2 protein-coding genes are annotated in these 1,886 nt (G+C 65.9%); one reads left to right on the top strand and one right to left on the bottom strand.

From position 1 onward, the window contains the following. Positions 1-259 precede the first annotated feature (259 nt). Positions 260-649, bottom strand: a complete 390-nt coding sequence (locus ACFY04_RS43660; protein ID WP_266974260.1) for a peptidase inhibitor family I36 protein — start codon at positions 647-649, stop codon at positions 260-262. 874 nt (positions 650-1,523) lie between these two features. Between ACFY04_RS43660 and ACFY04_RS43655 the strand changes: the two genes are divergently transcribed. Next, positions 1,524-1,745: a hypothetical protein gene (locus ACFY04_RS43655; protein ID WP_389126636.1), complete on the top strand. Its 222-nt coding sequence runs from the start codon at positions 1,524-1,526 to the stop codon at positions 1,743-1,745. Positions 1,746-1,886: the final 141 nt, after the last annotated feature.

The raw sequence follows: 1,886 nt of genomic DNA, 5'->3' as shown, positions 1-1,886 counted from the left end.
CCACGGCCCTCGCCGCCCTTCAGGCCCGGGTCCAGGCACAGACCAGCGAGGACAACAAGATCAAGACGACGTGTTAATGATCTGCAAGCCCTTAGGTGGAGTCAGAACTCACCTTCCGACTGGTCTCACTTCTCACCTATAGAGCCACCGGGGCGCAGGTCGTACAGGGCTGGGCCGCCGGGTGCCGAACTTCCCGATCTCGGTCATCAGCGCGGCGCCGGTCTGGATCTCGTCCCGGCACACGCACCGGAGGTCGATGTCAGCCCGGGCAGGAGCCAGCGCAGAGGGAGCCGATGGTGTAGGTCCCCGCGAGATTTCCCCTGGTGCCGGCGGTGGTGCTGCCGATCCGATTCGTGTAGTTGACGCTGTGGTAGTAGTGGAACCTGCTATTGGTGCGGTTGTAGACGGACCGGGTGTTCGTGCCGGCTCGCATCCATGAACACTGGGAACGGGTGTCGGTGGAGCTCTGGGACCACTGGCATTTCTGTCCGCCCCCGTCCCTCTCCGAGTAGAAGCAGATCCAGCCGGACGCGCAGTTGTCGTAGCCGCTGATCGAGACGTCGTCGGCCTGGGCCGCGGGCGCGAGTGCAAGCGCTGCACCGACGAGTCCGGTCGTTACGGCCAGGCTGAACTTTGTCCGACGGTTCATTACCCCTCCTTCGACTGAGGCGAGATTGCCGTGGCGGCCTGCACCGTCGAGGCTCGGGCTGCCACCGAGAAGTCTGGTGGGTACACCGATTGAGCGGCTACGGATAAATCAGCCAGTTCGTTGAACTTCGTTCGCCATAAGGCATGTTCGAGGCTCTTCGTGCCATCAGAGCCGGAACTCCCCATGTGGGCGGTTTGTCGTCCACCGATTCCTGAGGGGCCGTTCGTACGAGCCGGATCGGTAGTGCTCCACTTCGCACCGGGGTCAATCGGTGGTGCCCCAAACGCGGGGGAGAGGTGTCAGATGCTCGTGAGCTCGGACGATGGCCCGTCGAAGGCTAGGCCGGCTGGTTATCGGACGAGAGCACGATCATGGCTGAACCTGAAGGAAGTCTTGCCCGTCGTCGACTGCGGACCGGGAATCCCAGAGGCCAGCCCCTGGACCCCGCCAGCGCCCTTTAGCTTGTCATTTATCCAGTCGGCGGGGCTTGGTGCCCTTCTTGTGATGGGCGGGTCTGGTGTACGCCTCGCCGGTTGCGAGGACCCGTCCCACGCTGACGGGTTGCCGAACGGCTGTTTCTTGAACCGGTGGGCGGCCGGGGCCAGGTCGGGAGGGTTTGGGCGCACGCGCTGGCGTCGGGGTCTGAGCGTGGAGGTTTCTGAACCCGGTTCAGGCGGGGGTCGTGGTCACCCGCGCAGTGTGCCGCCCGGCCTCGGCGGTCCGGGCCGGTTCACCGGCGGTAGCAGTGGCTTAACCGCTCTGTTCTGGTGAGCTGAAACAACCAGCCTGGCCCTGCTGGCCAGGGCCAGAGCACTATCACCGCTGATAGCGGCCTGGCCCTACCCGCAGGGTCGGACCTGGGAGACTAGGGATCATGACCGACCGTCGACCGCTCTCGCTGCCCGCCTTCTCCGAGCCCGCTTCCGACGCTCCCGTACCCGCCCAGGCGGGTGGGCGCCGGCTGATGCCGGTCGAGCAGGGCGCCGTCTTCCGCCAGCCGCCCGGCGAGACCGAGCCCGAGCCCGCACCCGCCCCGGCCCGACGTCCGCTCGCCCCCGGCGGCCTCACCTTCTCAGACCCGGACCGCCATATCTGAGCGCTACCACCACGGGTTGCGCCACGTCCAGGACCAGCTCACCACCTAGGGCGTGTGTGATGTGGTGATCAGTTCCTGGGTTCCGCCGTCTTCGTGAGGTGCAATCCGGTACGACTGTGGTCGTGACACGCAGGCAACTCA

The organism is Streptomyces sp. NPDC001549, assembly GCF_042894025.1.
GTDB lineage: Bacteria > Actinomycetota > Actinomycetes > Streptomycetales > Streptomycetaceae > Streptomyces > Streptomyces kutzneri.
The sequence above is the reverse complement of the archived record's forward strand: the minus strand, read 5'-3'. Positions and strand labels throughout refer to the sequence as shown.